The 26,821-nt window shown below is 64.1% G+C and carries 22 protein-coding genes; 8 read left to right on the plus strand and 14 right to left on the minus strand.

Going from position 1 to position 26,821, the window contains the following annotated elements:
• Window position 1 precedes the first annotated feature (1 nt).
• Window positions 2-1,147, minus strand: a complete 1,146-nt coding sequence (locus tag BXA07_RS04110) for an MFS transporter (protein ID WP_076565890.1) — start codon at window positions 1,145-1,147, stop codon at window positions 2-4.
• Window positions 1,148-1,429: 282 nt separating this feature from the next.
• On the opposite strand from BXA07_RS04110, the gene BXA07_RS04115 reads away from it, so the two are divergent.
• From BXA07_RS04115 to BXA07_RS04145, 7 genes are all read left to right on the plus strand, one after another.
• On the plus strand, window positions 1,430-2,194 hold the full coding sequence (locus tag BXA07_RS04115) for a gamma-glutamyl-gamma-aminobutyrate hydrolase family protein (protein WP_076565892.1): 765 nt from the start codon (window positions 1,430-1,432) through the stop codon (window positions 2,192-2,194).
• A 54-nt stretch (window positions 2,195-2,248) separates the two neighbouring features.
• A complete protein-coding gene (locus tag BXA07_RS04120; protein WP_076565894.1) occupies window positions 2,249-3,619 on the plus strand; it encodes a glutamine synthetase family protein in 1,371 nt (456 codons plus the stop codon).
• Window positions 3,620-3,629: 10 nt separating this feature from the next.
• Window positions 3,630-5,090: an aspartate aminotransferase family protein gene (locus BXA07_RS04125; RefSeq protein ID WP_076565896.1), complete on the plus strand. Its 1,461-nt coding sequence runs from the start codon at window positions 3,630-3,632 to the stop codon at window positions 5,088-5,090.
• A 137-nt stretch (window positions 5,091-5,227) separates the two neighbouring features.
• Window positions 5,228-6,376 (plus strand): ABC transporter ATP-binding protein, encoded by a 1,149-nt coding sequence (gene potA, locus BXA07_RS04130; protein ID WP_076565898.1) that lies wholly within the window; start codon window positions 5,228-5,230, stop codon window positions 6,374-6,376.
• A gap of 7 nt (window positions 6,377-6,383) precedes the next feature.
• The gene (locus tag BXA07_RS04135) at window positions 6,384-7,313 is read left to right on the plus strand and encodes an ABC transporter permease subunit (protein ID WP_076565900.1); all 930 of its coding nucleotides are present in this window, start codon (window positions 6,384-6,386) and stop codon (window positions 7,311-7,313) included.
• Entirely contained in the window at window positions 7,310-8,161 is an 852-nt protein-coding gene (locus BXA07_RS04140) for an ABC transporter permease (RefSeq protein ID WP_076565902.1), read from the plus strand. Before BXA07_RS04135 ends, BXA07_RS04140 begins: the two co-directional genes overlap by 4 nt.
• Window positions 8,162-8,191: 30 nt before the next feature.
• Window positions 8,192-9,679, plus strand: a complete 1,488-nt coding sequence (locus tag BXA07_RS04145) for an aldehyde dehydrogenase (protein ID WP_076565904.1) — start codon at window positions 8,192-8,194, stop codon at window positions 9,677-9,679.
• Between the two features lie 142 nt (window positions 9,680-9,821).
• Here BXA07_RS04145 and panB read toward each other — a convergent pair whose 3' ends face one another.
• The 6 genes from panB to BXA07_RS04175 form a co-directional block, all read right to left on the minus strand.
• Window positions 9,822-10,697, minus strand: a complete 876-nt coding sequence (panB, locus tag BXA07_RS04150; protein WP_170909604.1) for a 3-methyl-2-oxobutanoate hydroxymethyltransferase — start codon at window positions 10,695-10,697, stop codon at window positions 9,822-9,824.
• A 108-nt stretch (window positions 10,698-10,805) separates the two neighbouring features.
• Window positions 10,806-11,282 carry a 2-amino-4-hydroxy-6-hydroxymethyldihydropteridine diphosphokinase gene (gene folK, locus BXA07_RS04155; protein ID WP_076565906.1) on the minus strand — a complete coding sequence of 159 codons (477 nt, stop codon included), beginning with the start codon at window positions 11,280-11,282 and terminating at the stop codon, window positions 10,806-10,808.
• Window positions 11,282-12,652 carry a polynucleotide adenylyltransferase PcnB gene (pcnB, locus tag BXA07_RS04160; RefSeq protein ID WP_070311685.1) on the minus strand — a complete coding sequence of 457 codons (1,371 nt, stop codon included), beginning with the start codon at window positions 12,650-12,652 and terminating at the stop codon, window positions 11,282-11,284. Before pcnB ends, folK begins: the two co-directional genes overlap by 1 nt.
• The gene (locus BXA07_RS04165; RefSeq protein WP_076566473.1) at window positions 12,645-13,316 is read right to left on the minus strand and encodes a histidinol-phosphatase; all 672 of its coding nucleotides are present in this window, start codon (window positions 13,314-13,316) and stop codon (window positions 12,645-12,647) included. Before BXA07_RS04165 ends, pcnB begins: the two co-directional genes overlap by 8 nt.
• Window positions 13,316-13,984 carry a DnaA regulatory inactivator Hda gene (hda, locus tag BXA07_RS04170; protein ID WP_058048421.1) on the minus strand — a complete coding sequence of 223 codons (669 nt, stop codon included), beginning with the start codon at window positions 13,982-13,984 and terminating at the stop codon, window positions 13,316-13,318. The genes BXA07_RS04165 and hda overlap by 1 nt, the downstream gene beginning before the upstream one ends.
• 76 nt (window positions 13,985-14,060) lie before the next feature.
• Entirely contained in the window at window positions 14,061-15,143 is a 1,083-nt protein-coding gene (locus BXA07_RS04175) for an AI-2E family transporter (protein ID WP_076565908.1), read from the minus strand.
• 188 nt (window positions 15,144-15,331) lie between these two features.
• Between BXA07_RS04175 and purM the strand changes: the two genes are divergently transcribed.
• Window positions 15,332-16,375, plus strand: coding sequence for a phosphoribosylformylglycinamidine cyclo-ligase (gene purM / locus BXA07_RS04180; protein ID WP_034746051.1), 1,044 nt, complete (start codon window positions 15,332-15,334; stop codon window positions 16,373-16,375).
• A gap of 195 nt (window positions 16,376-16,570) precedes the next feature.
• Here the strand turns inward: purM and BXA07_RS04185 are convergent, their stop codons facing one another.
• The 7 genes from BXA07_RS04185 to BXA07_RS04215 form a co-directional block, all read right to left on the minus strand.
• On the minus strand, window positions 16,571-17,797 hold the full coding sequence (locus BXA07_RS04185) for a 6-phosphofructokinase (RefSeq protein WP_076565910.1): 1,227 nt from the start codon (window positions 17,795-17,797) through the stop codon (window positions 16,571-16,573).
• A 33-nt stretch (window positions 17,798-17,830) separates the two neighbouring features.
• On the minus strand, window positions 17,831-19,837 hold the full coding sequence (locus tag BXA07_RS04190) for an alpha/beta hydrolase family protein (RefSeq protein WP_076565912.1): 2,007 nt from the start codon (window positions 19,835-19,837) through the stop codon (window positions 17,831-17,833).
• A gap of 18 nt (window positions 19,838-19,855) precedes the next feature.
• Window positions 19,856-21,763: a S9 family peptidase gene (locus BXA07_RS04195; RefSeq protein WP_170909605.1), complete on the minus strand. Its 1,908-nt coding sequence runs from the start codon at window positions 21,761-21,763 to the stop codon at window positions 19,856-19,858.
• Window positions 21,764-21,993: 230 nt separating this feature from the next.
• Window positions 21,994-24,042 (minus strand): sodium:solute symporter family protein, encoded by a 2,049-nt coding sequence (locus BXA07_RS04200; protein WP_076565914.1) that lies wholly within the window; start codon window positions 24,040-24,042, stop codon window positions 21,994-21,996.
• The gene (locus BXA07_RS04205; protein ID WP_076565916.1) at window positions 24,039-24,353 is read right to left on the minus strand and encodes a DUF4212 domain-containing protein; all 315 of its coding nucleotides are present in this window, start codon (window positions 24,351-24,353) and stop codon (window positions 24,039-24,041) included. The genes BXA07_RS04200 and BXA07_RS04205 overlap by 4 nt, the downstream gene beginning before the upstream one ends.
• Window positions 24,346-25,884, minus strand: a complete 1,539-nt coding sequence (locus tag BXA07_RS04210; protein ID WP_076565918.1) for a sensor histidine kinase — start codon at window positions 25,882-25,884, stop codon at window positions 24,346-24,348. The genes BXA07_RS04205 and BXA07_RS04210 overlap by 8 nt, the downstream gene beginning before the upstream one ends.
• Window positions 25,881-26,621 carry a response regulator gene (locus BXA07_RS04215; protein ID WP_076565920.1) on the minus strand — a complete coding sequence of 247 codons (741 nt, stop codon included), beginning with the start codon at window positions 26,619-26,621 and terminating at the stop codon, window positions 25,881-25,883. The genes BXA07_RS04210 and BXA07_RS04215 overlap by 4 nt, the downstream gene beginning before the upstream one ends.
• Window positions 26,622-26,821 lie beyond the last annotated feature (200 nt).

Raw genomic sequence — 26,821 nt, forward strand, 5'->3', positions numbered from 1 at the left:
GTTACACGATCCCCTTCCTGCGTTCCCACACGGCGCTGCCCACGAAAATGGCGGCGCACACCCACATGACGGCCGGCAGGGCGTTTACGCCCGCCGATTGCATCAGCACGCCCGTCAGCAGGGGGCCGCCGCCGCTGGTCACGCCCCAGGTGGCGTTGACGATGGCGCTGGCGCTGGTCAGCGACAGCCCCGTAAACCGCTCGCCGCAGGCCACCAGGGCCAGCATGTAGATGCCGCCCGCCGCCGCGCCCAGCAACAGCAGCAAGGTCCACCACAGCCACGGCGTGCCGACGGCGAACGGCAGCAGCGGCAGCAGCAGGCAGACGGCCACGCCGCAGCCCGCGTGGACCCTGGCGCGGCCGAAGCGGTCGGCCATCCAGCCCAGCGCGAATTGCAGGCCCGTGTCGCCCACCAGCACCACGGTGGCCGACAGCAGGGCCAGGTCCGTGCCGATGCCGTGCTCCATCGCATACAGCGGCAGGAGACTCAATGCCAGCGTGTCGAATAGGGCGAAGAAGGCGGCGCCGAGCACGATCATCGGCATGCGCGGCAGGATCAGGGTCCATTTCACGCCATGTTCTTCCGGCTCCTTTTCCGGGCCGCTGTTCGAGATCAGCATCAGGCCCGGCACGGCCAGCAAGAACAGCAGGCCGCAGGCGGCGAAGCTCCACGCAATCTTGTCGTTGAAGAGGGCCACGAGGGCGGGACCGATCAGCTGGAAGAAGGTAAAACTGGTGGTGTACATGGCCACCACGCGGCCGCGCGAATTATCGGGCGCCAGGCGGTTGACCCACGCTTCGCCGATGGTAAACAGCACGCCCATGGCGCCGCCGAACAGGAAGCGCAGCACGCTCCACGCCAGCAGGTGGTCGCTGAACTGCATGGCGATCGTCGCCAGCGAGGCCACCCAGACGGCGCCAAGCATGGTGGCGCGCGCGCCGAAACGCCCCACCCAGCCCGAGACGAACGGCGAGGCGGCCAGGATGCCGAGGGCGCTGACGGCCGTGATCATGCCGATGATGTCCGTGCCCACGCCGCGCTGGTGCAGGGTCAGGGCGGTGAGCGGCATGGTGGCGCCCAGGCCCAGTCCCACCACGCCGATGCTGACCACGAGGGCGAAGAAGTCGCGCCACGGCATGGTCTTCATGGCTGCCCCCGCAAGGGGGAAAAGGTGTTCGGGAGGGCGGGAAAACGGTGTGGATGCATGGGAAAGTAGGCAACTGTGCCTGCGGCACTGGTGTTTGGCGCCGGACGGGCATATGATGATTTTGATAAAGGCAATATTGCAAAGCCGTAGTGTAGGCGATATGCGCCGCCGCTGGCCACGTCCATCGGTGTGGCCGACTCTACCGGCTCTGCTGTACAGTGAAGCGAGCGGCAGCGCTGTCATGGCGCTGTCATTGGATCGTCACGCCAGCGAGGTAGCACCATGCGCCGTCCCATCGTTCTCGTTCCCGCCTGCCAGCGCCAACTGGGCAGCCACGCCTGGCACATGGCACAGGATAAATACCTGCACGCCGTGCTGCGCGGCGCCGGCTGCATGCCGCTGCTGCTGCCGGCCCTGGGCGCCGATGCCGACCTGGAAGCGGCGCTGCGGATTGCCGATGGCGTCATGCTGACCGGTTCCGCCTCGAACGTCGATGCGCGCCTGTATGGCGAAGACATCCTGCATCCCGACCTGCCGCAAGACCCCGCGCGCGACGCCACCACCTTGCCCCTGATCCGCGCCGCACTGACGTTGCAGCTGCCGCTGCTGGCCATCTGCCGCGGTTTCCAGGAAGTCAACGTGGCCCTGGGCGGCAGCCTGCACCAGGCCGTGCAGGCGGTGCCGGGCATGATGGACCACCGCGAGAACGTGCTCGACCCGCTGCCGCGCCAGTACGCGCCCGCGCACCGCATCAAGCTGATGCCCGACGGCATGCTGTCGCGGCTGCTGGGCGGCGAAAGCGAAATGATGGTCAATTCCCTGCATGGCCAGGGCATCGCCCGGCTGGCCGATGGCTTGCTGGTGGAAGCGCTGGCCGACGACGGCCTGGTGGAAGCGTACACGGTGGCCAGCGCCGCTGGCTTTGCGCTGGCCGTGCAATGGCATCCCGAATGGCAGGTCGAGGACAATCCGCAGTCGATGCGGCTGTTCGGCGCCTTCGGCCAGGCTTGCCGCGATTACCAGGAGCAGCACAGAAAGACAGAATGACAGGCGCACCGCCCGCAGTACGCGGTGTTTGATCAAGACCAGCGAGAGGGAAACATGGCAATACGCGAAAATTTCACCTATACGGATATGGATTTGTGGCTCAATGAAAAGCGCGTCACGGAAATCGAATGCCTGGTGCCCGACTTGACGGGCGTGGCGCGGGGGAAGATCCTGCCGCGCGGGAAATTCACCCAGGAGCGCGGCATGCGCATCCCGGAAGCGGTACTGGGCATGACGGTGACGGGCAATTATCCCGTCGATGACGGCGGCTACGACCGCGCCATTTCCAGCACCGACCGCGACATGATTTTAAAGGCCGATCCCACCACCATCACCATGGTGCCGTGGGCTACCGACCCCACCGCGCAAGTCATCCACGACTGCTATTTTGCCGATGGCGCGCTGGTCGATTTTGCTCCCCGCTCCGTGCTGCGGCGCGTGCTGAAATTGTATGCGGACAAGGGCTGGAAACCCGTGGTGGCGCCGGAGCTGGAGTTCTACCTGACGGCGAAGAACACGGACCCCGACTTGCCGTTGAAACCGCCCATTGGCCGCAGCGGCCGGGCCGAGACGAGCCGCCAGGTGTACAGCATCGACGCCGTCAACGAATTCGATCCGCTGTTCGAGGATATCTACGATTACTGCGAACTGATGAACCTTGACGTCGATACCCTGATCCACGAAATCGGCGCGGGGCAGATGGAAATCAACTTCCTGCACGGCGATCCGCTGGGCCTGGCCGACAAGGTCTTCTTCTTCAAGCGCACCCTGCGCGAAGCGGCGTTAAAACACGATATGTACGCCACCTTCATGGCCAAGCCCATGGCGGGCGAACCGGGTTCCGCCATGCACGTGCACCAGAGCGTGACGGATGCCAAGACGGGCCTGAACATCTTCAGCAACGAGGACGGTTCGGCCGCGCCCATCTTCAAGCATTACATCGCGGGCCTGCAGCGCTACATGCCGTCGGCCATGGCCATCGTTGCGCCCTACGTGAATTCCTATCGTCGCATCGTGCGCCACACGGCCGCGCCGATCAACATCCAGTGGGGCCTGGACAACCGCACGGTGGGCTTCCGCGTGCCCGAGTCGGGCGTGCAGGACCGCCGCGTGGAAAACCGCATCATCGGCGCCGACGCGAATCCCTACCTGGCCCTGGCCGTCACCCTGGCCTGCGGCTATCTCGGCATGACGGAACAGCTGGAAGCGACGCCGATGATGGTGGGCAGCGCCTACGACATGAAATTCGAGCTGCCGCAAGGCTTGCCCGAGGCCCTGCAGCTGCTGCGGGCGGAAGACAAGCTGCGCACGGTGCTGGGCGAGCGTTTCATCGACGTGTATGCGGCCATCAAGGACCTGGAGCACCAGGAATTCATGACCGTCATCAGTCCGTGGGAGCGCGAGCATCTCTTACTGCACGTATAAAGGATCACCTATGAGCACATCCAACAATCCGCTGGCGCCGAGCGCCGCTTTTGTATCGTCCGTGGCGCAAAAGAATGCGGCGCCGCAGGTGTACGACACTGCCGCCATCCAGCAGATGGATTCGGCCCACTACCTGCATCCGTTCACCGACTTCCAGGACCTGGCAAGCAAGGGCGCCAGGGTGATGGTGCGCGGCGACGGCGTCTACCTGTGGGATAGCCAGGGCAGGAAGATCGTCGATGGCATGTCGGGCCTGTGGTGCGTCAACGTGGGCTATGGTCGCACGTCGATTTCGCAAGCCGTGTACCGGCAGATGGAGACGCTGCCCTTCTATAACAGCTTCTTTGGCACGACGAACGTGCCGGCCGCGCAGCTGGCGGCCAAGCTGGCGCAGATATCGCCGCCGCAGTTCCAGCACGTGTTCTTCACCAGTTCCGGCTCGGAAGGCAACGACACGAATTTGCGCATGGTGCGCCGCTACTGGGACATCCTCGGCTACAAGGAGCGCCATACCGTCATCAGCCGCCACAACGCGTATCACGGCAGCACGGTGGCGGGGGCGTCGCTGGGTGGCATGGACGGCATGCACGCGCAGGGCGGCTTGCCGATACCGGGCATCGCGCATATCGGCCAGCCCAATTACCTGGAGTCGGGCCACGGCTTGTCTCCGGAAGCCTTCGGCTTGAAGGCGGCTGGCTGGCTGGAAGACAAGATCCTGGAAATCGGCGCCGACAAGGTGGCCGCCTTCATCGGCGAGCCGGTACAGGGCGCGGGCGGCGTCATCATCCCGCCATCGACCTACTGGCCCGAAATTGGCCGCATCTGCGACAAGTACGGCATCTTGCTCATCGCCGATGAAGTCATCTGCGGCTTCGGCCGACTGGGGCGCTGGTTCGGCTCCGAGCTGTTCGGCATCAAGCCCGACCTGATCACGTTTGCCAAGGGCGTCACTTCCGGCTATGTGCCCCTGGGCGGCGTGCTGGTGGGCGACAGGGTGGCCAAGGTATTGATCGAACAGGGCGGCGAATTCACGCACGGTTTCACGTATTCGGGCCACCCCGTGGCCTGTGCGGCCGCGCTGGAAAACATCCGCATCATCGAGGAAGAGCAGCTGGTGGCGAAGGTAGCCGACGATACGGGACCGTACCTGAAGCAGTGCTTCGCCAGCCTGGGCGAGCATCCGCTGGTCGGCTATGCGGACAGCTGCGGCCTCGTCGCGGGCCTGAACCTGGTGCGCCGCAAGGGCGCCACCGTGCACGACAACGAGCTGTTCGACGAGGGCCAGGGCGTGGGGATGATCTGCCGCGGCCACATGTTCGACAACGGCGTGATCATGCGCGCCGTGGGCGAACGCATGATCGTCGCCCCGCCCCTGGTGATGACGCGCGCGCAGATCGACGAGATGGTCGCATTGATACGGCTGTGCCTGGACAAGACGTATGACGAGGTGAAGGCGAAGGGCTGGGTGTAGGTTTTTGCCCCATTTTGCCGCCATCTGCGTATTTTTTGGACCGCAATGGCGGCAGTTCCGCTAAACTTCCATCCTGGCCGCTCCTGTAGTGGCCAGTTTTTCATTTTGACACCCTTTTACCCAGAAGCTACCCACACATGACGATAGCAACACCTGCCGCGTCGGCCAGCGACGCCCAAGCGCCTTTCTTGCTGATTGATCAGCTGGTCAAGGAATTCGATGGCGTGCGCGCCGTCGATGGTATTTCCGTGACGATCAACAAGGGCGAGATCTTCGCCCTGCTGGGCAGTTCAGGTTGCGGCAAGTCGACCCTGCTGCGCATGCTGGCCGGTTTCGAGACGCCGACCTCGGGGCGCATCGCCCTGGCGGGCAACAGCATCGTCGACGTGCCGCCGCACCAGCGGCCCATCAACATGATGTTCCAGTCGTACGCGCTGTTCCCCCACTTGTCCGTGTGGGACAACATCGCCTTCGGTCTGCGCCGCGACGGCTTGCCGAAAGCGGAAGTGGCGGCGCGGGTCGAGCAGATGCTGGCGCTGGTGCAGCTGGGCCAATACGCGAAGCGCAAGCCGCACCAGCTGTCGGGCGGCCAGCAGCAGCGCGTGGCGCTGGCGCGCAGCCTGGCCAAGCGTCCGCAATTGCTGCTGCTCGACGAGCCGCTGGGCGCGCTCGACAAGAAACTGCGCGAACGCACGCAGATGGAACTGGTCAACATCATCGAGCAGGTAGGCGTGACGTGCGTGATGGTCACGCACGATCAGGACGAGGCCATGAGCATGGCCACGCGCATTGCCGTCATGAGCGAAGGGCGCATCCTGCAGGTGGGCGCGCCGGGCGAAATCTACGAGACGCCGAATTGCCGCTTCGTCGCCGACTTCATCGGCAGCGTCAACCTGTTCGATGGCCGCATCACGGAAGACGAACCCGATCACGTGGTCATCGACACGCCCGACGGCCGCCACTATGTCGCGCATGGCATCACGGGCAACTTGGGCATGGATGTCTCGGTGGCCGTGCGCCCCGAAAAGATCGGCATCCAGATCGCGCCGCCCGCTTTGGAAGAGCGGGCTTCACCAAAGGAACACGGCTACAACTGCGCCCAGGGCGTGATCGTCGCCATGGCGTATTTTGGCAATGAAACCAGCTATCATGTGCGCCTCGACAGCGGCACGGTGGTGAAAGTCTCGCGCACCAACGCGGCCCGCCACGACGCCGCGCGCCTTGAGCGCGAGCAGCGCGTGTGGGTGTGGTGGGATGGCGCCGACATCGTCGTGCTGACCAGCTGAGGCCATCATGACGTCCATTCTGCAATCGCTGCGCAAGCTCGTCACCCTGCGTTGGGTCAATGGGCGCAACGCCGTCATCGCCGTGCCGGCGCTGTTCCTGACGGCCGCCTTTTTAATACCGTTCCTGATCGTGCTGCGCATCAGCCTGTCCGACATGGACACGGCCGGCAGCCCGTTCGGCGGCCTGCTGTCGTACGTCGACGGCATCGTCGTGCTGAAGGTCAAAATCGCCAACTACCTGTTCATCGCCGCCGATGAACTGTATCTGCTCACCTACCTCAGTTCCATCAAGTACGCGGCCATCACCACGGCCATCTGCCTCCTCATCGGCTACCCGTTCGCCTACTTCATGGCGCGCGCCAGGCCATCGATCCGCCCCGTGCTGATGATGCTGGTGATGCTGCCGTTCTGGACTTCGTTCCTGCTGCGCGTGTATGCGTGGAAGGGCATCCTGGCCAACCACGGCCTGCTCAACGATCTCTTGATCGCGCTGGGCGTGGTGAGCGAACCGCTGCACATGATGAACACCTCGTTTTCTCTGGTCGTCGGCATGGTGTATGCCTATCTGCCCTTCATGATCCTGCCCCTGTACGCCAACCTGGTGAAAATGGACGTGCGTTATCTGGAAGCGGCGGCAGACCTGGGCGCCACGCCCTTGCAGGCGTTCTGGCGCATCACCGTGCCTCTGTCGAAGTCGGGCATCATCGCCGGCGCCATGCTGGTGTTCATTCCGTCCGTGGGCGAATACGTGATTCCCGAGCTGCTGGGCGGCCCGGAAACCCTGATGATAGGCCGCGTGCTGTGGGATGAGTATTTCACGAATAACGACTGGGCCATGGCTTCGTCGGTGACGGTGCTGGTGATCCTGCTGATCCTCGTGCCGATGGCCGTTTTTAACAAATACAAGACCGACCAGGACGCGGAGGAGCGCACATGAACGGACGTACCTTCCTGCAGCGCTGGTTCGGGCGCGGCTGGCTCTCGCTGGGCTATTTGTTCCTTTACCTGCCCATCATCGTGCTGATCGTCTTTTCGTTCAACAGCTCGCGCCAGGACATGGTGTGGAGCGGCTTTTCGCTGCGCTGGTACAGCGAGTTGATGAACGATGCGGAAATCATCTCGGGCTTCGGCCTGTCACTAAAAATCGCATTCATGTCGGCGACGTCTTCCGTCATCCTCGGCACGTTTGCCGCCTTTGCCTTGACCAGCTACCAGCGCTTCCGCGGCCGCACGGTGTTTTCCGCCATGGTCAGCGCGCCTTTGGTGATGCCCGAAGTGATCATCGGCCTGTCCCTGCTGCTGATGCTGGTGTCCATGCAAAAGGTCTTCGGTTTTCCCGAGCGGGGCGTGCTGACCATCTGGCTCGGCCACACCTTGCTGGGCATGGCGTATGCGGCCGTGGTGGTGCAATCGCGCTTGCAGGAAATGAGCAAGTCCCTGGCGGAAGCGGCCATGGACCTGGGCTGCCGCGCGCACCAGGTGTTCTTCCTCGTGACCCTGCCGAACATCACGCAAGCGCTGGCCTCGGCCTGGCTGCTGACGTTCACCCTGTCGCTCGACGACGTGGTGCTCTCCGCGTTCCTGTCCGGCCCCGGTTCGACGACGATGCCGCTGGTGATCTTCTCGCGCGCGCGCCTGGGGCTCGATCCGCGCGTCAATGCCATCGCCGCGCTGACCATCCTCGTCGTGACGATTGCCGTGATCGTGTATGCCGTGCTGCTGGCGCGTGCCGACCGCAGACGCCGCAAGCAGATGTCCGCGGCGTATTCGGCGGACCAGGAGTAAGCTGCTTGTAAACTGACACAGGAGACGACCATGACGGAAAACACCAGTTGGCATGCACGGGCCGCAGAGATCAAGATCGATGGACGCGCCTTCATCAACGGCGAGCGGGTCGCGGCCAGGTCAGGCCGGACCTTCGACAATCTGTCGCCCATCGACGGGCGCTTGCTGGGGCAGGTGGCCCGCTGCGACGGCGCCGACGTGGAGGCGGCCGTGCAGGCCGCGCGCGCCGCCTTTGACGACCGCCGCTGGGCCGGCAAGTCGCCGGCGCAGCGCAAGCGGATATTGATCAAGTTCGCCGACCTGGTACAGAAATACGGTCCCGAGCTGGCTCTGCTGGAAACCCTGGACATGGGTAAACCGATCAAGTACAGCCAGAGCGTGGACGTGGGCGCCACGGCCAATTGCCTGCGCTGGTATGGCGAGGCGATCGACAAGGTCTACGATGAAATCGCCCCGACGCCCGCCAACAGCCTGGCCCTGATCACGCGCGAACCGGTGGGCGTCGTCGCCGCTATCGTGCCGTGGAATTACCCGATGATCATGGCTGCCTGGAAGATCGCGCCCGCCCTCGCGGCCGGCAACAGCGTGATCCTGAAGCCGTCGGAAAAATCGCCGCTGACGGCCCTGCGCCTGGCCGACATCGCGCTGGAAGCGGGCGTGCCGGCGGGCGTCTTCAACGTGCTGCCCGGCTACGGCAACGAGGCCGGTGCCGCGCTGGCGCTGCACATGGATGTCGATTGCATCGGCTTTACGGGCTCCACGCGCACAGGGAAACTGATCGTGCAGATGGCGGGCCAGTCGAACCTGAAACGGGCGTGGACTGAGCTGGGCGGCAAGTCCGCCAACATCGTGTGCGCCGATTGCCCGGACCTGGACAAGGCCGTGGCGGCCGCCGTCGGTTCCATCTTTTTCAACCAGGGCGAAAGCTGCAACGCGCCCTCGCGCCTGTTCGTGGAAGAATCGATCAAGGAAGAATTCATCGCCAAGGCACTGGCCATGCTGCCCCGCTTCCAGCCGGGCGACCCGCTCGATGAAGCCACCGTCATGGGGGCCATCGTCGACGCCACGCAAATGCAAACGGTGATGGGCTATATCGCGACGGGCAAGAACGAAGGCGCCCAGCTGCTGGGCGGCGGCGAGGCCGTGCGCGTAGATACGGGCGGCTACTACGTGCAGCCGACCATCTTCGGCGTGGATGCCGGCATGACGATCGCGCGCGAAGAGATCTTCGGGCCCGTCTTGTCCGTGCTGGGCTTTACGGATATCGCCGAGGCGGTAAAGCAGGCCAATGCCACGCCCTACGGCTTGCAGGCGGCCGTGTGGACCTCGGACATCAGCAAGGCCATCCAGACGTCGCGCGCCTTGCGCGCCGGCACCGTGCACGTCAATCAGTACGACGGCGACGACATTACCGTGCCGTTCGGCGGCTACAAGCAGTCGGGCAACGGGCGCGACAAGTCGCTGCACGCGCTGGACAAGTACACGGAGCTGAAGACGACGTGGATACAGGTGGGGTAGGGATTTGCGCCTGCGGTGTTGTCGGATTACGGCCTGCGGCCTAATCCGACCTACCCGACCTACCCGACCTATAGCGTGGATGGTTTCGTAGGTCGGCTTAGCGCGCAGCGCGTAAGCCGACTTGGACGTAAAACAAACTACATCAGAAGCAGTGTTCCAGCGCCGGGAAGCTGCCGTCCTTGACGGCTTTCACGTAGCCGGTGACGGCGTCGTCGATGCTGGCCGCGCCTTCCATGAAGTTGCGCACGAAGCGCGCCTTGCGGCCCGGGAAGACGCCCAGCATATCGTGCATGACGAGGACCTGGCCCGAGCAGTCGGGACCGGCGCCGATGCCGATGGTGGGAATCGTCAGCATGTCGGTCACTTCCTTGCCCAGCTGCGACGGCATGGCTTCCATCAGTACGATGGCGGCGCCCGCGTTTTGCAGCGCCAGCGCGTCGTTTTTCAGTTCGGCGGCGCTTTCCGTGCTCTTGCCCTGGACCTTATAGCCACCCAGTTGGTGCACCGATTGCGGCGTCAAGCCGATGTGGGCGCAGATGGGGATGCCGCGCTCGGTGAGGAAACGCACCGTCTCGGCCAGCCAGGCACCGCCTTCGATCTTGACCATGTGCGCGCCCGCCTGCATCAGGATGACGGCGTTGGCATAGGCTGTTTCAGGCGTGCCATACGCGCCGAACGGCAGGTCGGACATGATCATGGCCGACTTGCTGCCGCGCGCCACGGACGCCGTGTGGTAAGCCAGTTCGGCCACGGTGACGGGCAGGGTGGAGTTGTGGCCATTGCAGACCATGCCGAGCGAATCGCCGATCAGCAGGATCTCCACGCCGCAGCGGTCCATCAGCGACGCGAAGCTGGCGTCATAGCAGGTCAGCATGGTGATCTTTTCGCCGGCGGCGCGCAACGTGGCCAGGGTATGGATGGTCACGGCCTTGTTGGCGACAGGCTTGGATGGCGCCGGCGCCGGTGTGGCGGCCTTGTCTTTTGCGGCCAGATCTGTTCCTTGCAAATAAGCGGACATAGGTATTCTCTAGAGTGAAAGGGGGGTGATGCTATTGCGACGCCGCTAGTGTAGTACTTTATATGGCGGCGTGCAGGGGCGGCATTGTAGAGCAATGCCGCGCGGCGCTCAGAGTTGGCTGATGGCCTGGTCGGCCACGCCCGCCAGGTAGTCCTGCGCCGGCCCGAGTCCGGGCACGGCGATGGCCGGGGCAAGGTCCAGCAGCGGCACCAGCACGAAGGCGCGCTCGGTGATACGGGGATGGGGCACCGTCAGGGTGGCGCTGGCGATCTGTGCATCGCCGTACAGCAGCAAATCCAGGTCCAGGGTACGCGGGGCGTTGCGGTAGGGCCGTTCGCGCCCGTGCGCCGCCTCGATGGCGTGCAGGGCCAGCAGCAATTCCTCCGCCGGCAGGGTGGTGCTGATGCGCGCCACGGCGTTGACGTAGTCGTCGCCGCTGGAATCGATGGGCGCCGTGCGGTAGCTGGCCGAGGCGTCCAGCAAGCTGGCGCCGGGCAGGCGCGCCAGGCGCGCGATCGCATCCTGCACGTTGGCGCGCGCGTCGCCCAGGTTCGCCCCGATGCCGATGTAAGCGATCACTGACATTATTCTCCGCTGGTGCTGCCGGTGGTGGTGCCGCCACCCGTCTTGCTGCGCGTGCTGCGGCGCGGCGGACGCTTCTTCTTGACGGCGCCCGGCGCGGCATTGGCGCTGACGAGCAGCGCTTCGCGCGTTTCCTCGTCGCCTTCATAGAATGCCGTCCACCATTCGCCGATGTCCGCGTCGATCTCGCCCGAGGCGCAGCGCAGCAGCAGGAAGTCGTAGCCGGCGCGGAAGCGCAGGTGTTCGAGCAATTTGTACGGCGCCTTGCCGACCCGGCGCTCGAAGCGGGGCTGCATCGACCAGATGTCGCGCATGTCGGAACCGATCTTGCGCTGCAGGGCCAGTTTTTCCGTCTGCGAGTCGAGCACGTCGTCGGCCGCCAGGTGCAGCGCGGGGATGGTCGATTCGCCGGCGGCGCGGTAGGCCGTCCATTTTTCCAGTACCTGGTGCCACAGCAGCGAGGCAAACAGGAAGCCCGGCGAGACGGTCTTGCCGGCGGCGATGCGCTGATCCGTGGCGTCCAGCGCCAGGGTGACGAATTTCGCGCCCAGCGGCTGTTCCAGCACCACGTCGAGCAGCGGCAGCAGGCCGTGATGCAAGCCTTCCTTGCGCAGCTGCTGCAGGCAGGCCAGCGCGTGGCCGCTCATCAGCAGTTTGAGCATTTCGTCGAACACGCGCGGCGCCGGGACGTTGTTGATCAGCGGCGCCATGACGGGAATCGGCGCGGCCGTATGCGGCTCGATGGTGAATTTCAGCTTGGCGGCGAAGCGCACCACGCGCAGCATGCGCACGGGGTCTTCGCGGTAGCGCTCTTCCGGCTTGCCGATCATGCGCAAGGTCTTGGCGCGGATGTCTTCCACGCCGCCGTGGTAATCGAGCACTTCCTGCGTGGCCGGGTTGTAGTACATGGCGTTGATGGTGAAGTCGCGGCGCAGCGCGTCTTCGTGCTGCAGGCCGAAGGTGTTGTCGCGCAGGACGCGGCCATGTTCATCCTTGGGCGCCGAGTCGGCGCCTGCGCCGCGGAAGGTCGTCACTTCCAGCAAATCCTGGCCGAACATCACGTGCACGATCTGGAAGCGCTTGCCGATGATGAAGGCGCGGCGGAACAAGCGCTTGACCTGTTCCGGCGTGGCGTTGGTGGCGATGTCGAAGTCCTTGGGTTTGACGCCCAGCAGCAGGTCGCGCACGGCGCCGCCGACGACAAAGGCCTCGAAGCCCGCTTCCTGCAGGCTGCTGGTGACGCGGATGGCATTCGACGACACCAGTTTCGGGTCGATTCCGTGTTGCGCAGGACCGAGCACGATGGGTGCCGTGGTGTCGCGCGCTGCCTCTTTTTTAACGCCGAGGATCTTGCGGATGAATTTTTTAATCATTGAATAAGTGGAGTGATGGCCAGCCGTGGAGGGATGCGTGTGCTGTCAACGCGGCATTGGGATTGGTCGCGACGGGGTGGGTCACGACCGACAGCAGGGGAATGTCGTTGTGCGAATCGCTGTAAAAATAGCTGCGCTCGAACTGCCCCAGTTCCTTGCCCATCTTTTCCAGCCAGGCGTGGGTGTGGGTCAGCTTGCCCGCGCCCAGGGTCGGCGTGCCCAGCAGCTTGCCCGTGACATTGCCTTGCTCGTCATATTCGGGCATGGCGGCCAGCAGGTGCTCGACGCCCAGTGCATCGGCGATGGGTTTGGTGATGAAATGGTTGGTGGCCGTGACGATGGCCAGCAGGTCGCCCGCGTCCTGGTGCTGTTTCAGCAGGGCCACGACTTCCGGGCGGATGGCCGGCAAGACCACTTCGGCCATGAATTGCCGGTGCAGCGCTTCGAGGCGTTCGCGCGGGAATTGCGCCAGGGTGCCGAGCGAGAATTCCAGGTATTCCACCGGATCGAGCGTGCCGGCCTGGTATTGCGCGAAAAATTCGTCATTGCGGCGGGTGAATTCGGCGGCGTCCACGGCACCGATGCGTACCAGGAATTCGCCCCACTCGTGATCCGAGTCGATGGGCAGCAGGGTGTGGTCGAGGTCAAACAGGGCCAGATTCATCATTCTTTCGCTTCCGCCTGCAGCAACTCGCGCAACAATGGCAAGGTGATCGGGCGTTGGGTTTCAAGGGAGTAGAGGTCGAGGGAGTCCAGCATCGTCGACAGCGAACGCATGTCGCGCCGGAAATGGGACAGCAGATAGGGTAACACGCCGGGCGACAAGGTCAAGCCGCGGGTGGTGGCCGCCTGGGTCAGGGCGGCGATTTTTTCATCGTCCGTCAAGCCGTGGATCTGGTAGATCAGGCCCCAGCCCATGCGCGTGCGCAAGTCTTCGCGCACGGGCAGCACGGCGGGCGGCACGGCGCCGCTGCACACCATGAACGCCTTGTTGGCGCGGATTTCATTGAACAGGGCAAAGGCGTCGATCTGCGCCAGCGGCGACAGCTTTTCGCAGTCGTCGAGCAGGTACAGGTCGACGTCGGGCGAATACACGAATTCGGACTCGATCGAGAATGGCGAAATGTAGCGCGCGCGCTCGGTGCTGGCCAGGGCCTTGAGCAGGTGGCTCTTGCCGGCGGCCAGTTCGCCCCACAGGTAGGCAAAATGTTCGCGCGACGTGCGCGCGGCGAACTGGCGCATCAGCTGCGCCACTTCGGCATTCTGTCCCACCTCGAAGGTATCGAGGCTGTGCGCCTGGTCTGTGCCTAAATCGAGCACCAGTTGTTTCATGGCGTACGCCTTGTCCTGTTTTTCATTACTGCATGTGCATCGTGGTATTGCTAGGTTGATATGATATCCGCTTTTACTAGGTATTATAGAAGCTGCTGGAGAGGTAGTGGCGTCTTAGATGCTTAAAAGCGACCATCAGGACGGCAGAAGCGGGTAAGGCGAGCAAAACGCCGACGAAACCGAACAGTTGTCCGAACGCCAGCAAGGCGAAGATCACGGCCAGCGGGTTCAGGCCGATGCGCTCGCCCACCAGGCGCGGCGTGAGGAAAAAGCCTTCGATGACCTGGCCGCAGCCGTAAATGACGGCCACGGCGATGACGCCGCTCCAGTCGGCAAACTGCAGCAGGGCGGCGATCAGCGCCAGCATCAGGCCCAGGCCGAAGCCCAGGTAGGGGATGAACACCAGCAAGCCCGTAATGATGCCCACAGGCAATGCGACCTCAAAACCGGCGATGGCCAGGGCCACCGAGTAATAGGTCGCCAGCACCAGCATGACGAGCAACTGGCCGCGCAGGTATTGCGCCAGCAGGGTATCGACTTCCTGCGCCATGCCCACCGTGCGGCCGACCCAGCGGCGCGGCACGGCGCCGGCGATGCGCGCCAGCATCGGATGCCAGTCCAGCAACAGGTAGAACAGCACCACGGGAATCAAGACCACGGTGGCCAGCCAGCCCAGCACGGCCGTGCCGCCAATGCGGGCCGAGGCCAGCACGGTGCTCCAGATTTCATCGCCACTGGTGGCCATCTGCTGGCTCAGCATGCGCTTGATGCCCGTGCCGTCCAGGCGCACGCGGATGCCCAGGTCGCGCAGTTTCGGCGCGAGGAAGTCGTTCGCCTTGCTCAGGAATTGGGGGATTTGCGCCTGCAGCAGGGGGATTTCCTTCTGCAGCACGGGAACGACGATCAGCACCAGCGCCGTAATGGCGAGGAAAAACAACACCACGACGACCAGCACGGCCAGCGGACGGGGCACGTAAAAGCGCTTGTAGTGCAGGCGCTGCAAGCGGTCCACGCCCGGATTGAGCACGTAGGCGAGGATGGCGGCGGCCAGGAAGGGCGTCAGGATGGGGCCCAGGCTGACGAGCAGCAGCAAAAATGCCAGCCAGACCGCGATCCAAAATGCTGTTTGCTTCTGTTCGGCGGTGATGGCGAATGGCATGGGGTTTGAGCTTGTGCGTTAAAAAAAGGCAGTAAATTACGAAATGGCGGGGCAGTTTGATAAAATAGCGTCTTGATCGACCGAATTCACCCGCTGGCGTCCTGCCGCATGATGTTGAAAAACATGCTTGCGCGCGCGTGCCAGCGGGTATCCGCCTTCTATTTTACCGCCTCCGCTGCCACCACACCATGAACCAGACTTCTAATGTTTCCCTTTCCTACCGTGACGCTGGCGTCGATATCGACGCAGGCGACGCTTTAGTCGAAGCAATCAAGCCGTTTGCCAAGCGCACCCTGCGCGAAGGCGTGATGGGCGGCCTGGGCGGTTTTGGCGCCATGTTTGAAATCAGCAAGAAGTACAAGGAGCCGGTGCTGGTCTCGGGTACCGACGGCGTCGGCACGAAATTGCGCCTGGCGTTCGAACTGAACCGCCATGACACGGTCGGCATCGACCTGGTCGCCATGAGCGTCAACGACATCCTGGTGCAAGGCGCCGAACCGCTGTTCTTCCTCGACTACTTCGCTTGCGGCAAGCTGGACGTGGCCATCGCCACCGACGTCATCAAGGGCATCGCCCAGGGTTGCGAACAAGCGGGCTGCGCGCTGATCGGCGGCGAAACGGCGGAAATGCCGAGCATGTACCCGGCCGGCGAATACGACCTGGCAGGTTTTGCCGTCGGCGCCGTGGAAAAATCGAAAATCATCGACGGCACCAAGATCGCCCCGGGCGACGTGGTGCTGGGCCTGGCCTCGTCGGGCGTGCACTCGAACGGTTATTCGCTGGTGCGCAAGATCATCGAAGTGGCGAAGCCGGACCTGGAAGGCGATTTCCACGGCCGTAAGCTGGCTGACGTGCTGATGCAGCCGACGCGCATCTACGTCAAGCCGCTGCTGGCGCTGATGGACGCCATGGAAGTGAAGGGCATGGTGCACATCACCGGCGGCGGCCTGGTGGAAAACATCCCGCGCGTGCTGCAGCCCGGCCTGGTCGCCGAGCTCGATTCGAAGGCATGGACCATGCCGCCGCTGTTCACGTGGCTGCAACAGCACGGCGGCGTGGCTGACGCCGAGATGCACCGCGTCTTCAACTGCGGCATCGGCATGACCGTCATCGTCTCGCAGGAAAACGCGGACGCCGCCATTGCCCAGCTGCAAGCGGCCGGCGAAACCGTCTCGCGCATCGGCACCATCCGCGCCCGTAACGGCGACGAGCACCAGACCATTGTGATCTAACAGCATCACAATGGTTGTTAAAAGCGGCGAATGCGAATGCATCGCCGCTTTTTTTTGCTCTTCTGCTTGACCCAAGCATCTTGAGGTATTACTTGCTTATTAAGTAAATCTGAAGTTTAAGGAATTCGACACCGGCGTAACAATGCGCCGCCTGTTTTTCTTGTGCCTTCTTTAGGTAGGTAACTTCAGAAAAATTCAAGGATTGAGTACTTTCGCCACCTTGGCCGCCCGCAGGCGGAAGGCGTCCGGCATGCCCGAGCCCAGCAGCGGACGCAGATACAGGCGGAAAGCATCGGTCACGTCGGTGCCGCTGGCGCTGATGAACTCGTCTTCCATGGTGCGCGTCTTGCCCGCCACGTCGGTGAGCGGCAGCAATTCGTAATCGACGGAATAAAAGCCCGTGCGCTTGATGGCGACGGAACCGTCGCGCTCGCCCCACATGGCGAACTGCACGGCTTTTTCGCCCACTTCGCGCGCTTCGCGCTGATCGACATCCGAGACGCAGCCGATGAAGGAGCGTTGCAGATAGCCGAAGGTATCGCCGCGCACGCGCTTGATGCCGAGCTTGGCCTTGATTTCGTCGCACAGCAGGTCGGCCAGCGCGCCCGTGCCCGACAGTTGCACATTGCCGTGCGCATCGCGCTCGACTTCGTTGCCCACCTGTCTGGCCAGCAGGCTGGCGATCGGCTCGCCGGACGCATCGTGGATGCCTTCCGAGACGGCGATCACGCAGCGGCCGTATTTCGCATAGGTGGCTTTCACGTCGGCGAGGAATTGATCGAGCGCAAAGACGCGCTCGGGCAGGTAGATCAGGTGCGGGCCATCGTCGGGGAATTTCTTGCCCAGCGCCGAGGCGGCCGTCAAGAAGCCCGCGTGACGCCCCATCACCACGCCCACGTACACGCCGGGCAAGGCCGCGTTGTCGAGGTTGGCGCCGGCGAAGGCCTGCGCAACAAAGCGCGCGGCCGAGGGAAAGCCGGGCGTGTGGTCGCTGCCCACCAGGTCGTTGTCGATGGTCTTCGGGATGTGGATGCAGCGCAGCGGATAGCCGGCCTTGTGCGCTTCCTCGCTGACGATGCGCACCGTGTCGGACGAGTCATTGCCGCCGATGTAAAAGAAATGCTCGATTTCGTGTGCGCGCAGCACTTCGAAGATTTGCTGGCAATAGGCAATATCCGGCTTGTCGCGCGTGGAACCGAGGGCGGACGATGGCGTGGCGGCTACCAGTTCCAGGTTATGGCTGGTTTCTTGCGTCAGATCAACAAACTCTTCATTGATGATGCCGCGTACGCCGTGCAGCGCGCCATACACGCGCGTGACATGTTGAAAACGCCGCGATTCGAGTACCACGCCCACCAGCGACTGGTTGATGACGGCGGTGGGGCCGCCTCCCTGGGCGACAAGAATTTTTCCAGATGGCATGAGATTTCCTCGCAAATGAAACGGTCCTCCAGCCTACTCCTTTTTTAGCGGGACGCTGTCTTTTCCGATATTTCTGTCGAGGAATTTCTCCACCCGGCCCCAGAAGTCGATGCGGTTCTTCGGCAGCGTCCAGCCATGGCCTTCCTCGTCGTAGACCACCCATTCGACATCGCGGTTGTGCTGTGTGACGGCCGCATAAAATTGCTTGCCGTGGTACAACGGCACCCGCTGGTCGGCGGCGCCGTATGCCAGCAGCAGTGGCTGGGTGATGCGCGCCGCCTGGGCGATGGGCGAGGTGGCCTGGAACTGGGCCGCGTTGGCCGTCCGGTCGCCAATCAGCTCAGGCATGCCGTACTGTTTCCAGTCATCGCCGAGGTCGGACTTGAAGCTCCAGTGGCCGCTATACAGCAGGTTAATGTCGGTCACGCCCACCCAGTCGACGGCGCAGCGGAACAGGTCGGGATCGTTGACCAGGCCCATCAGGGCGGCATAGCCGCCATAGCTGGCGCCGGCGATGCAGATGCGACGCGGATCGGCGATCCCCTCTGCGATCGCCCAGCGCGCGCCGTCGGCGAGATCGTCCTGCATCTTCAAGCCCCATTGTTTCCAGCCTGCCCGAAAATGCTTGGCGCCAAAGCCTGTGCTGCCGCGAAACTCCGGTTGCAGCACGGCATAACCTCGCGAGGCAAGAAATTGCACTTCGGCATTCCATTGCCAGGAGCTGCCGCGCACATACGGGCCGCCATGCACGAGCACGACCAGCGGCAGCTGCTTGCCAGAACTCGTGGCGGGCACGGTAAGCCAGGCTGGAATGGCCAGGCCATCGCGCGCCGTGTAGCGCACCAGCTGCTGCTCGCTCATCTGCGCCGGCTGGATGAGCGGCTGGGTCTCGCCGATGATGCTCAGCTTGCCCGTGTCGCTATTGAACAGCGAGAATTTGCCCGGCTGCCGGTCGGAATACGAGGTCACCAGCATGAAGGGGGTGGCGGGTCGGGCCGCCAGCGAGACCAGGTTGATGGTCGCTGGCAGCAGGGCGTCGATGCGCGCCTGGGTCGCCGTCATGGCGGGATCGAACCAGCGCGTGGCGCGCGCATCGCTGAGGTGACGCACGCCCAGCAGCTTGCCGTGCCGCACGATCAGATTGCCGCTGAAATCATAGCCGTCGAGCGAGAGGATGGGCGTGGGCATGATGCGGCTGTTGGCCAGGTCGTAGGCATGCACGGACAGCGTATCGCTGCCCAGGCGGGCGCTCACGTACAGGGTGCCGTCCGGGCCGAAGGAGAGCGGGGTGAAGGCATCGGGGCCGCCGAGGTAGGCGTCGAACTGCGCCAGCGTGCGCCATCCGCCGCCGTCCGGTTCCCGGTACATGATGGTTTCAATATTGCGCTCCCGGGTCACGGCCAGGCGCGGTTCGCCATGCTGGTCGAGCAGCCAGCGGCGCACCTTGCCTGGCGGCTTGACGCTCGTGCTGCGGCCCGTCAGCGTATCGAGTTGCCGCAAGCCTTCATAGTCGACTTCGCCCGTCGAGCTGTACACGGTGCTGCGCACATACACGGCCTGGGAATCCTGCGCACCGCGTTGTCCCATCAGGTAGGTATGCCAGGGCAGCAATTTATAGACGGAGGAGGAGGCATCGGGCATGGCGCTGCGGGCGGCCAGCTGGCGAAAGTTGCTGCCGTCGCGGTTGACGGCAAACAGGCCCGGCCCGAAACGCAGGTCGCCGGGCGCCGTCTGGCGGTCGCGCGTGTTCAGGATCAGGCGCTCGTTGTTGACCCATTCGACATCGCCCACGTCGACATCGCTGAATTGCGCCACGACCTTGATGCTGTTATCGAGCAGATTGACGATGGCCAGCCGGTCGCGCTGGTTGGGGCCGTTGACCTTCACGGCCAGGTAGCGCGCCTCGGGCGACAGCAGGGCGCCGCTGAATTCGGGATTCGAAAAGAAGGCCGACAAAGGCGGCGCGGCTTGCGCGCCGGCGTTCGTGGCGACGAGGAAAACGGCCGCCAGGGCGGCGCGCAGGAAATGCGATAAGGTCATGGATGAGCAGGATCAGGGTTAGCGAGGGCCATTGTGGCGGGCCAGGAATTGCTCGACTTTGCGCCAGAAGTCGATGCGGTTGCCGGGCAGTGTCAAGCCCTGGCCTTCATCGTCATAGCGCAGCCATTCCGCGTTCGGGTTGCCTTGCCGGATGGCCTGGTACAGGCTGGCTGCGTCGCTGGCGGCAACGCGACGGTCGAGCTGTCCATGCGCCAGCAGCACGGGCTGTGTGATGCGCGCGGCCACATGGCGGGGCGAGCTGGCGCGCCACTGGGCTGCATCGCGGGGGGCCTCGCCTATCAGGCTGCTGGCGGGATAGCGGTCGTAGCGCTCGTACAGGCTGGCGCCGACGCGCCAGCGTCCGTCGGCGATGGTCTCCAGATCGGCAACTGCGGACAGGGCCACGCCGCAGCGGTACAGCTCGCCATCCCTGGCCAGTCCCATCAGCGCCGCGTAGCCGCCATAGCCGGCGCCGACGATGCAGACGCGGCGCGGATCGGCGTAGCCTTGAGCGATGGCCCAGCGTACGCCATCGGCCAGGTCGTCCTGCATGGCCAGCCCCCATTGCTTCCAGCCAGCGCGGAAATGCGCGTCGCCCAGGCCTTCGCTGCCGCGGTAGTCGGGTTCCAGCACGGCGTAGCCGCGCGAGGCGAGAAACTGCGCCTCGCCGCTCCAGCCCCAAGTGCCGCGTTGCCAGGGACCGTCATGCACGAACACGATCAGCGGCAGCCGCGCGGCCTGTGGCTTGCCTGCGCCGGCCTTGGGCAGGGTCAGCCAGGCGGGGATGCGCAGGCCATCGCGCGCCGTGTAGTGCTGCAATTGCTTTGCAGACATGCGCGCGGCGTTGACGCCGGGACGCGACTTGGCCAGGACCGTGAGCAGGCCCGTGTCGCGCTGGTACAGATGGTAGATGGCGGGCTGGGTGGCCGACCGGCTGGCTACGAGCACGAAGGGCGTTTCGCTGCGCGTGCCCACGCTCAGGGTGTTGACGGTGGTGGGCAGCAGGGCGTCGACACTCTTTTGCACGGCTTGCATGTCCTCATCCAGCCAGACGGTGGTTTCCGTGTCGGTGGTGTAGCGGATGCCCAGCAGGCGGGTATTGCTGCGCACCATGCTGGCGCGGATATCGTGATCGGGCGAGGCCACGGCAGGCTGCGCGTCGCGTTGCCTTGTCTGCAGGTTGTAACGGTACAGCGCCGCCTTGTCGCCACCATTCCTGGCGCTGACATAGAAGTGGCCGTCCGGCGTCAGGAACGCAGGTTCGAAGACGTCTTTTGCGTTGCTGCGCGGATCGAATTGCGCCAGTAACTGCCATTGTTCCGTGGCGGGATCGCGCCAGTACACGCGGTTCTGGTCATGGGTCTGGGCCGTGGCGATGCGCGCTTGGCCGCCCTGGTCATACAACCAGTAGCCGATACCGGCGGGGGCGTCGATTTCCGTATGGTTGCCATTGACGCTATCGAGGCTCAGCAGCGTTGCCGCCTGCACGGCGCCGTGTTCGCCATGCTCGGTTTGCAGCGCATGGATGGCGGTGCCGCGCTCGTCGCCGATACTTTCCATCAAGATCGTATTTGGTGGCAGCAAGGTTCGTCCGGATTTCGACTGCTGCGTACTTTGGCGCGCGGCAAGCTGGCGAAACGCGCTGCCATCGCTGTTGACGGCGTACAGGCCCGAACCGTAGCGGCTGCGTCCCTGGCCTTGCCAACGGTCCGTCAGGCGGAAGGCCAGGCGCCGCTCATTGACCCACAGGAAATCACCTATCGCGGCGTCGGTGAAGCCGGCTGCGGGCTGCATGCGCATGCTGGCCAGGTCGAGCACGGCCAGGCGGTCGTGTCCGTCGCCGGGAACCACGCGCAGGGCCAGCTGGCGTCCATCGGGCGACAGCAGGGCGCCGCTTAGCGCGGCATTCTCGAAAAATTGCTCCATAGGTAAGGCTGCCGTGACGGTGACGGTTGCCCGGTCGTCGTTCGCGTGGCTGGCGGCAGACAGTAGCAGGCAAAGCGGGGCGCCGATAGCGCAGAGAAGACTGGCAAGACTGGACCGCATCCATGCTCCATATGGTGTTGCGAAATGTGGTAGTCATTTGAGTACCATTTTCACAAGATTAACATTGCTGCAGTCTCTCAGGATGTTTCTACACGTCATTTTTTAGGTCTTCATTCCGGCGCGCGGATATGGTCGACCAGCCCCGTGCTGCGCCGCCCCGGCGCCGGCGTCAGCCAGCTGACCAGCACGGCGGCGGCCAGGCCGGCCGGCACGCCGAAGATGCCGGCGGAAATCGGTGCGATATGGAACCATTGTCCGCTCGCATTGCCTCCCAGCATGGTGCTTGTGTGCAACATGTAGTACAGGCAGACGCCAAAGCCCGTGCACATGCCGGCCAGCGCCCCCTGGAAATTGGCGCGTTTCCAGAACACGCCCAGCACCAGGGGCGGGAACAGGGTCGAGGCGGCCAGCGAAAAGGCGATGCCCACAAGGGACAGGATGTCGGCCGGCTTTTGCGAAGCGGCATACGCGGCGATGAAGGCCACGGCCAGCAGCAGCAATTTTGAAATCGTCACGCGCTTTTGCGTCGAGGCCGTGGGATCGACCACCTTGTAATAAATATCGTGCGACAGGGCGTTGGAGATGGCCAGCAGCAGGCCGTCCGCCGTCGACAGGGCGGCGGCCAGGCCGCCGGCCGCCACCAGGCCGGAAATCACATAGGGCAGGCCGGCGATCTCGGGCGTGGCCAGCACCAGCACGTCGGCATCGATGGAAATTTCCGCCAGTTGCACGATGCCGTCGCGGTTCACGTCGACGATGCTGATCAGGGGGCTGAGCTTGTCCACATTGGCCCAGTACGACACCCAGGTGGGCAGGTTCGCGTATTGCGTGCCCACCAGCGCGGAATAGATATCGTACTTGACCAGCACGGCCAGCGCGGGAATGGTGAGGTAGATCAACAGGATGAAAAACAGGGTCCAGAACACGGACACGCGCGTGTCATGCACCGAGGGCGTGGTGTACGATCGCATCAGGATGTGGGGCAGGGCGGCCGTGCCCAGCATCATGCAAAACACGAGGGCGAGAAAATTGTTGCGCTTGATGTCGGATTGCGCCCGATCAGCCGCGGGAAAGGGCAGCGCATGCGGCGTGATCGGTTCGGCGCGCTTCTGGTTGTGCACTTGCGCCGCCTGCCACAGCACGCGCGCTTCTTCCGGGCTTTTCGGATAGGCAATCAGGGTGCGTTCCGCATTGCGGATGTCGAACAGCGAGGCATTGCGCTTGCGCAAACCATCGAGCTGGCGCTGGGCGGCCAAATGGCCTTGCTCCCAGGACGCGGGCAAGGCGTCGACGCGCGCCTGATAGCTTTGCGCGCGCTGGCGGAAGATGGCGCGCACTTCGTTTTCTTTCGGGTCCGCTTCCAGCACGTGTTCGCGTGCGCTCAGCTGCGGCAGCACCTTGCCGTAGGCGATTTGCGGCACGGGATTGTCCGCATGCTTGACGGACAGCCACATGGCGGGAATCAGGAAGGCGACGAGGATGATGATGTATTGCGCCACCTGCGTCCACGTGATGGCGCGCATGCCGCCAAGAAAGGAGCACACGAGGATGCTGGCCAGGCCCAGGAAGATGCCGACGGAAAAATCCACGCCCGTGAAGCGCGAGGCGATCAGGCCGACGGCGTAGATTTGCGCCACCACGTAGGTGAACGAGACGATGATGGTGGCGGCCACGGCCACCACGCGCACGCTGGCGCCCCGTTTGTCGGTGCCGCTGCCATAGCGGGCGGCGAGAAAATCGGGAATCGTGTACTGGCCGAAGCGGCGCAGGTAGGGCGCGATCAATAGCGCCACCAGGCAATAGCCGCCCGTCCAGCCCATGATGAAGGCCAAGCCGTCGAAGCCGTTCAGGTACAGGCCGCCCGCCAGGCTGATGAAGCTGGCCGCCGAGATCCAGTCGGCGGCCGTGGCCATGCCATTGAACATGGCCGGCACGCGCCGCCCCGCCACGTAGTATTCGGTGACGTTCGAGGTGCGGCTGATGACGCCGATGGTGGCGTACAGGCTGATTGTGGCGAACATGAACAGGTAGCCGATCCAGGCGCGCGGCATGCCTTCCTGTTCCAGCACGGTCAGGGCCAGCAGGAAGGCGGCGAAACCGCCGGCAAACAGCAGGTAGTAGCGGCACAGGCGCGCAAAGAACGTGCGCTGGCCGCTCATGCCTGTTCCTCGGCATGAAAAGCCCGGTCCAGGCGCCGCATGCGCCAGGCATACAAGGCGATGATGGCCAGGTACACCAGCGAGGCGCCCTGCGCCGCCATGTAGAAGGGCAGGGGCCAGCCGAACAGGTTCAGGTGCAGCAGCTCGCGCGCATAAAACACGGTCAGGAAGCCCGTCAGCAGCCAGATGCTCAGGAGGATGGCCGTCAGGCGCCGCGTTTTTTTCCAGTGGGCATCGCGGCGCTGCTGCAGCTCGGGGCTGGGCGCTTGCGATGGCCGCGCTGGCGCGGCAGGAGGGCTGGGCTTATCCATACGTGATGTCATCCTCTTCGGGCGGGTCCGGCAGCAGCAGGGCGACGCTCAGGCGCAGCAAGGTGCCCGGCAGCTTCGGCGAGTGCGCGCGCGGATTATGAAAAATGTCGACTTCGGCGCCGTGCTGCTGGGCAATCTCGCGCACGATGGCCAGGCCCAGGCCGCTGCCGTCGACATTGCTGCCCAGAATGCGGTAAAAACGCTCGAAGACGTGGGTACGCTCGGCCGGTGCAATGCCGGGGCCCGTATCCTCGACTTCCAGGATGGCCAGTTCCAGGGTGCTGCGCACGCGCACGGTCACGCTGCCGCCGGCCGGCGTGTAGCGCAGGGCATTGTCGATCAGGTTGCTCAGCAGTTCGCGCAGCATGATGGCGTTGCCGGAAATCATGATCGAATACCCGGGCTGCTCGAAGCCCAGGTCGATATGCTGGGCAAACGAGGCTTGCACCCAGTCCTGCACCACGCCGCGCGCCAGCTCGCTCAGTTCGATCGGTTCGAATGCCGTGCCCGCCTGCGGCTGGTTTTCCGCGCGCGCCAGGGCCAGCAGCTGGTTCACCAGCCGCGTGGCCGCTTCGGAACTCTTGGCCAGCTGCAGCAGCGAACGGTGGATTTCGTCGTGGTCCGTCTGGCGCAAGGCCAGCTCCGACTGCATGCGCATGCCTGCCAGCGGCGTTTTCATCTGGTGCGCCGCATCGGCGATGAAGCGCTTCTGCATGTCGATCGACAACGACAGCCGCGCCAGCATCTCGTTGAGCGAACCGACCAGCGGCGTGATTTCCTCGGGCACCTGGCCCGATTCGATGGGCGACAGGTCGTCGGGCGGCCGCGCGCGGATGCGCTCCTGCAGCTGCGCCAGCGGCGACAGGCCGCGCGCCAGGGCAAACCAGACGAGGGCGAGGATGACGGGCAGGATGATGAACTGCGGCAAAATCACGCCCTTGATGATTTCATTGGCCAGCTGGGCGCGCTTTTCCAGTGTCTCGGCCACCTGCACCAGCGCGCGGCGCGGGTCGTCGTCGGTGCTGGACGGCATGTCGAGATACGTGAACGCCACGCGCACGGGCGTGCCGTGGATGGTGTCGTTGCGGAACAGCACCGTGCCGCTGCGGTATTTGTCGGGGTCCTGCGGCGGCGGCAGGTCGCGGTCGCCGTCGAGGTATTCGCCGCGCGGCCCCACCACCAGGTAATACAGGGTGTCGACGTCGTCGCCGCGCAGGAAATCGCGGCCCTGCTTGCCGCCAGAATTTTCCGGCGGGCGGCGCTGCAATTGGCCATCGGCCTGTTTTACCTGCTGCGTCAGCACGGTGACGCTGTCTTCCAGCGCATGGTCGAAGGGCTGGTTGGCGATGCTCTTGGCCACCAGGTAGGTGATGGCGATGCTCATCGGCCACAGCAGCAGCAGGGGCGCCAGCATCCAGTCGAGGATTTCGCCGAACAGCGAATGCTCGATGGTGTCATCCTGCTCCGTCGTGGGCGGCTCGAACCAGTCGTCTTCCGCCGCCTCGTCCGCAGGCGCCTCGCGCGCCTTCACTTGCTGGCGGGCGTGTTGGCGGGAGTGCCCGCGTTGCCCGCCTCAGCCGTCTCGGCGTGCAGGCGCGCCTCCGAGAATTTTTCCAGGCAGTAACCGAGGCCCCGCACGGTGGCGATGCGCACGCCGCCCACTTCGATCTTCTTGCGCAAGCGGTGGACATACACTTCGATGGCGTTGTTCGATACTTCCTCGCCCCATTCGCACAGGTGGTCGACCAATTGTTCCTTGGAGACGAGGCGGCCCGTGCGGCCCAGCAGGATTTCCAGCAAGCCCAGTTCGCGCGCCGACAGGTCGAGCATCTGGTCGTTGATGTAGGCGCTGCGGCCCACCTGGTCATAGCTGAGCGGCCCGTGCTTGATGATGGTGGCGCCGCCGCCGGCGCCGCGGCGCGTCAGGGCGCGCACTCTTGCCTCCAGTTCCGACAGGGCGAACGGCTTGGCCATATAATCGTCGGCGCCGAGGTCGAGGCCATTTACACGTTGCTCGATGGAATCGGCGGCCGTCAGGATCAGCACGGGCAGCAGCGAGGCGCGCGCGCGCAGGCGGCGCAGCACTTCCAGCCCGGACATTTTCGGCAAGCCCAGGTCGAGGATCAGCAAGTCGAATTCCTGGGTGGACAGGGCCGTATCGGCCTCCTGCCCGTTTTTGACGCAGTCGATGGCATAGCCCGACTGGCGCAGCGAACGGGTCAGGCCATCGGCCAGGACGCTGTCATCTTCGGCAAGTAAAATACGCATGGTGAGACTTCCTCGGCTCGCGGCATAGAAGCTTGTATTGTGTTTCATTTTGCGCAAGGTGGCGAGTTTTTGTGAAAAACAGGGTTGTATTGATCTGTTTCAAAACAAATCCACGTTCCGCTTGCATTGATCACTGTTTTTTTATACAGTACTGTCTGTGTAAAGAATTTAACCCACTGGCGCCATCGCAGGCTGCAGGA

The sequence above is a fragment of the Janthinobacterium sp. TND4EL3 genome (genome assembly GCF_900156175.1).
GTDB lineage: Bacteria > Pseudomonadota > Gammaproteobacteria > Burkholderiales > Burkholderiaceae_D > Janthinobacterium.

Excerpts from the sequence above, each read along its gene's own strand:
- BXA07_RS04140 (WP_076565902.1), top strand. The coding sequence starts at position 7,310 with ATGAACGGACGTACCTTCCTGCAGCGCTGGTTCGGGCGCGGCTGGCTC.
- BXA07_RS04115 (WP_076565892.1), top strand. The coding sequence starts at position 1,430 with ATGCGCCGTCCCATCGTTCTCGTTCCCGCCTGCCAGCGCCAACTGGGC.
- BXA07_RS04135 (WP_076565900.1), top strand. The coding sequence starts at position 6,384 with ATGACGTCCATTCTGCAATCGCTGCGCAAGCTCGTCACCCTGCGTTGG.
- BXA07_RS04185 (WP_076565910.1), bottom strand. The coding sequence starts at position 17,797 with ATGCCATCTGGAAAAATTCTTGTCGCCCAGGGAGGCGGCCCCACCGCC.
- BXA07_RS04205 (WP_076565916.1), bottom strand. The coding sequence starts at position 24,353 with ATGGATAAGCCCAGCCCTCCTGCCGCGCCAGCGCGGCCATCGCAAGCG.
- BXA07_RS04125 (WP_076565896.1), top strand. The coding sequence starts at position 3,630 with ATGAGCACATCCAACAATCCGCTGGCGCCGAGCGCCGCTTTTGTATCG.
- folK (WP_076565906.1), bottom strand. The coding sequence starts at position 11,282 with ATGTCAGTGATCGCTTACATCGGCATCGGGGCGAACCTGGGCGACGCG.
- BXA07_RS04145 (WP_076565904.1), top strand. The coding sequence starts at position 8,192 with ATGACGGAAAACACCAGTTGGCATGCACGGGCCGCAGAGATCAAGATC.
- BXA07_RS04110 (WP_076565890.1), bottom strand. The coding sequence starts at position 1,147 with ATGAAGACCATGCCGTGGCGCGACTTCTTCGCCCTCGTGGTCAGCATC.
- pcnB (WP_070311685.1), bottom strand. The coding sequence starts at position 12,652 with ATGATTAAAAAATTCATCCGCAAGATCCTCGGCGTTAAAAAAGAGGCA.
- potA (WP_076565898.1), top strand. The coding sequence starts at position 5,228 with ATGACGATAGCAACACCTGCCGCGTCGGCCAGCGACGCCCAAGCGCCT.
- BXA07_RS04165 (WP_076566473.1), bottom strand. The coding sequence starts at position 13,316 with ATGAATCTGGCCCTGTTTGACCTCGACCACACCCTGCTGCCCATCGAC.
- purM (WP_034746051.1), top strand. The coding sequence starts at position 15,332 with ATGAACCAGACTTCTAATGTTTCCCTTTCCTACCGTGACGCTGGCGTC.
- hda (WP_058048421.1), bottom strand. The coding sequence starts at position 13,984 with ATGAAACAACTGGTGCTCGATTTAGGCACAGACCAGGCGCACAGCCTC.
- BXA07_RS04175 (WP_076565908.1), bottom strand. The coding sequence starts at position 15,143 with ATGCCATTCGCCATCACCGCCGAACAGAAGCAAACAGCATTTTGGATC.
- BXA07_RS04215 (WP_076565920.1), bottom strand. The coding sequence starts at position 26,621 with ATGCGTATTTTACTTGCCGAAGATGACAGCGTCCTGGCCGATGGCCTG.
- BXA07_RS04195 (WP_170909605.1), bottom strand. The coding sequence starts at position 21,763 with ATGGAGCAATTTTTCGAGAATGCCGCGCTAAGCGGCGCCCTGCTGTCG.
- BXA07_RS04120 (WP_076565894.1), top strand. The coding sequence starts at position 2,249 with ATGGCAATACGCGAAAATTTCACCTATACGGATATGGATTTGTGGCTC.
- panB (WP_170909604.1), bottom strand. The coding sequence starts at position 10,697 with ATGTCCGCTTATTTGCAAGGAACAGATCTGGCCGCAAAAGACAAGGCC.
- BXA07_RS04200 (WP_076565914.1), bottom strand. The coding sequence starts at position 24,042 with ATGAGCGGCCAGCGCACGTTCTTTGCGCGCCTGTGCCGCTACTACCTG.
- BXA07_RS04190 (WP_076565912.1), bottom strand. The coding sequence starts at position 19,837 with ATGACCTTATCGCATTTCCTGCGCGCCGCCCTGGCGGCCGTTTTCCTC.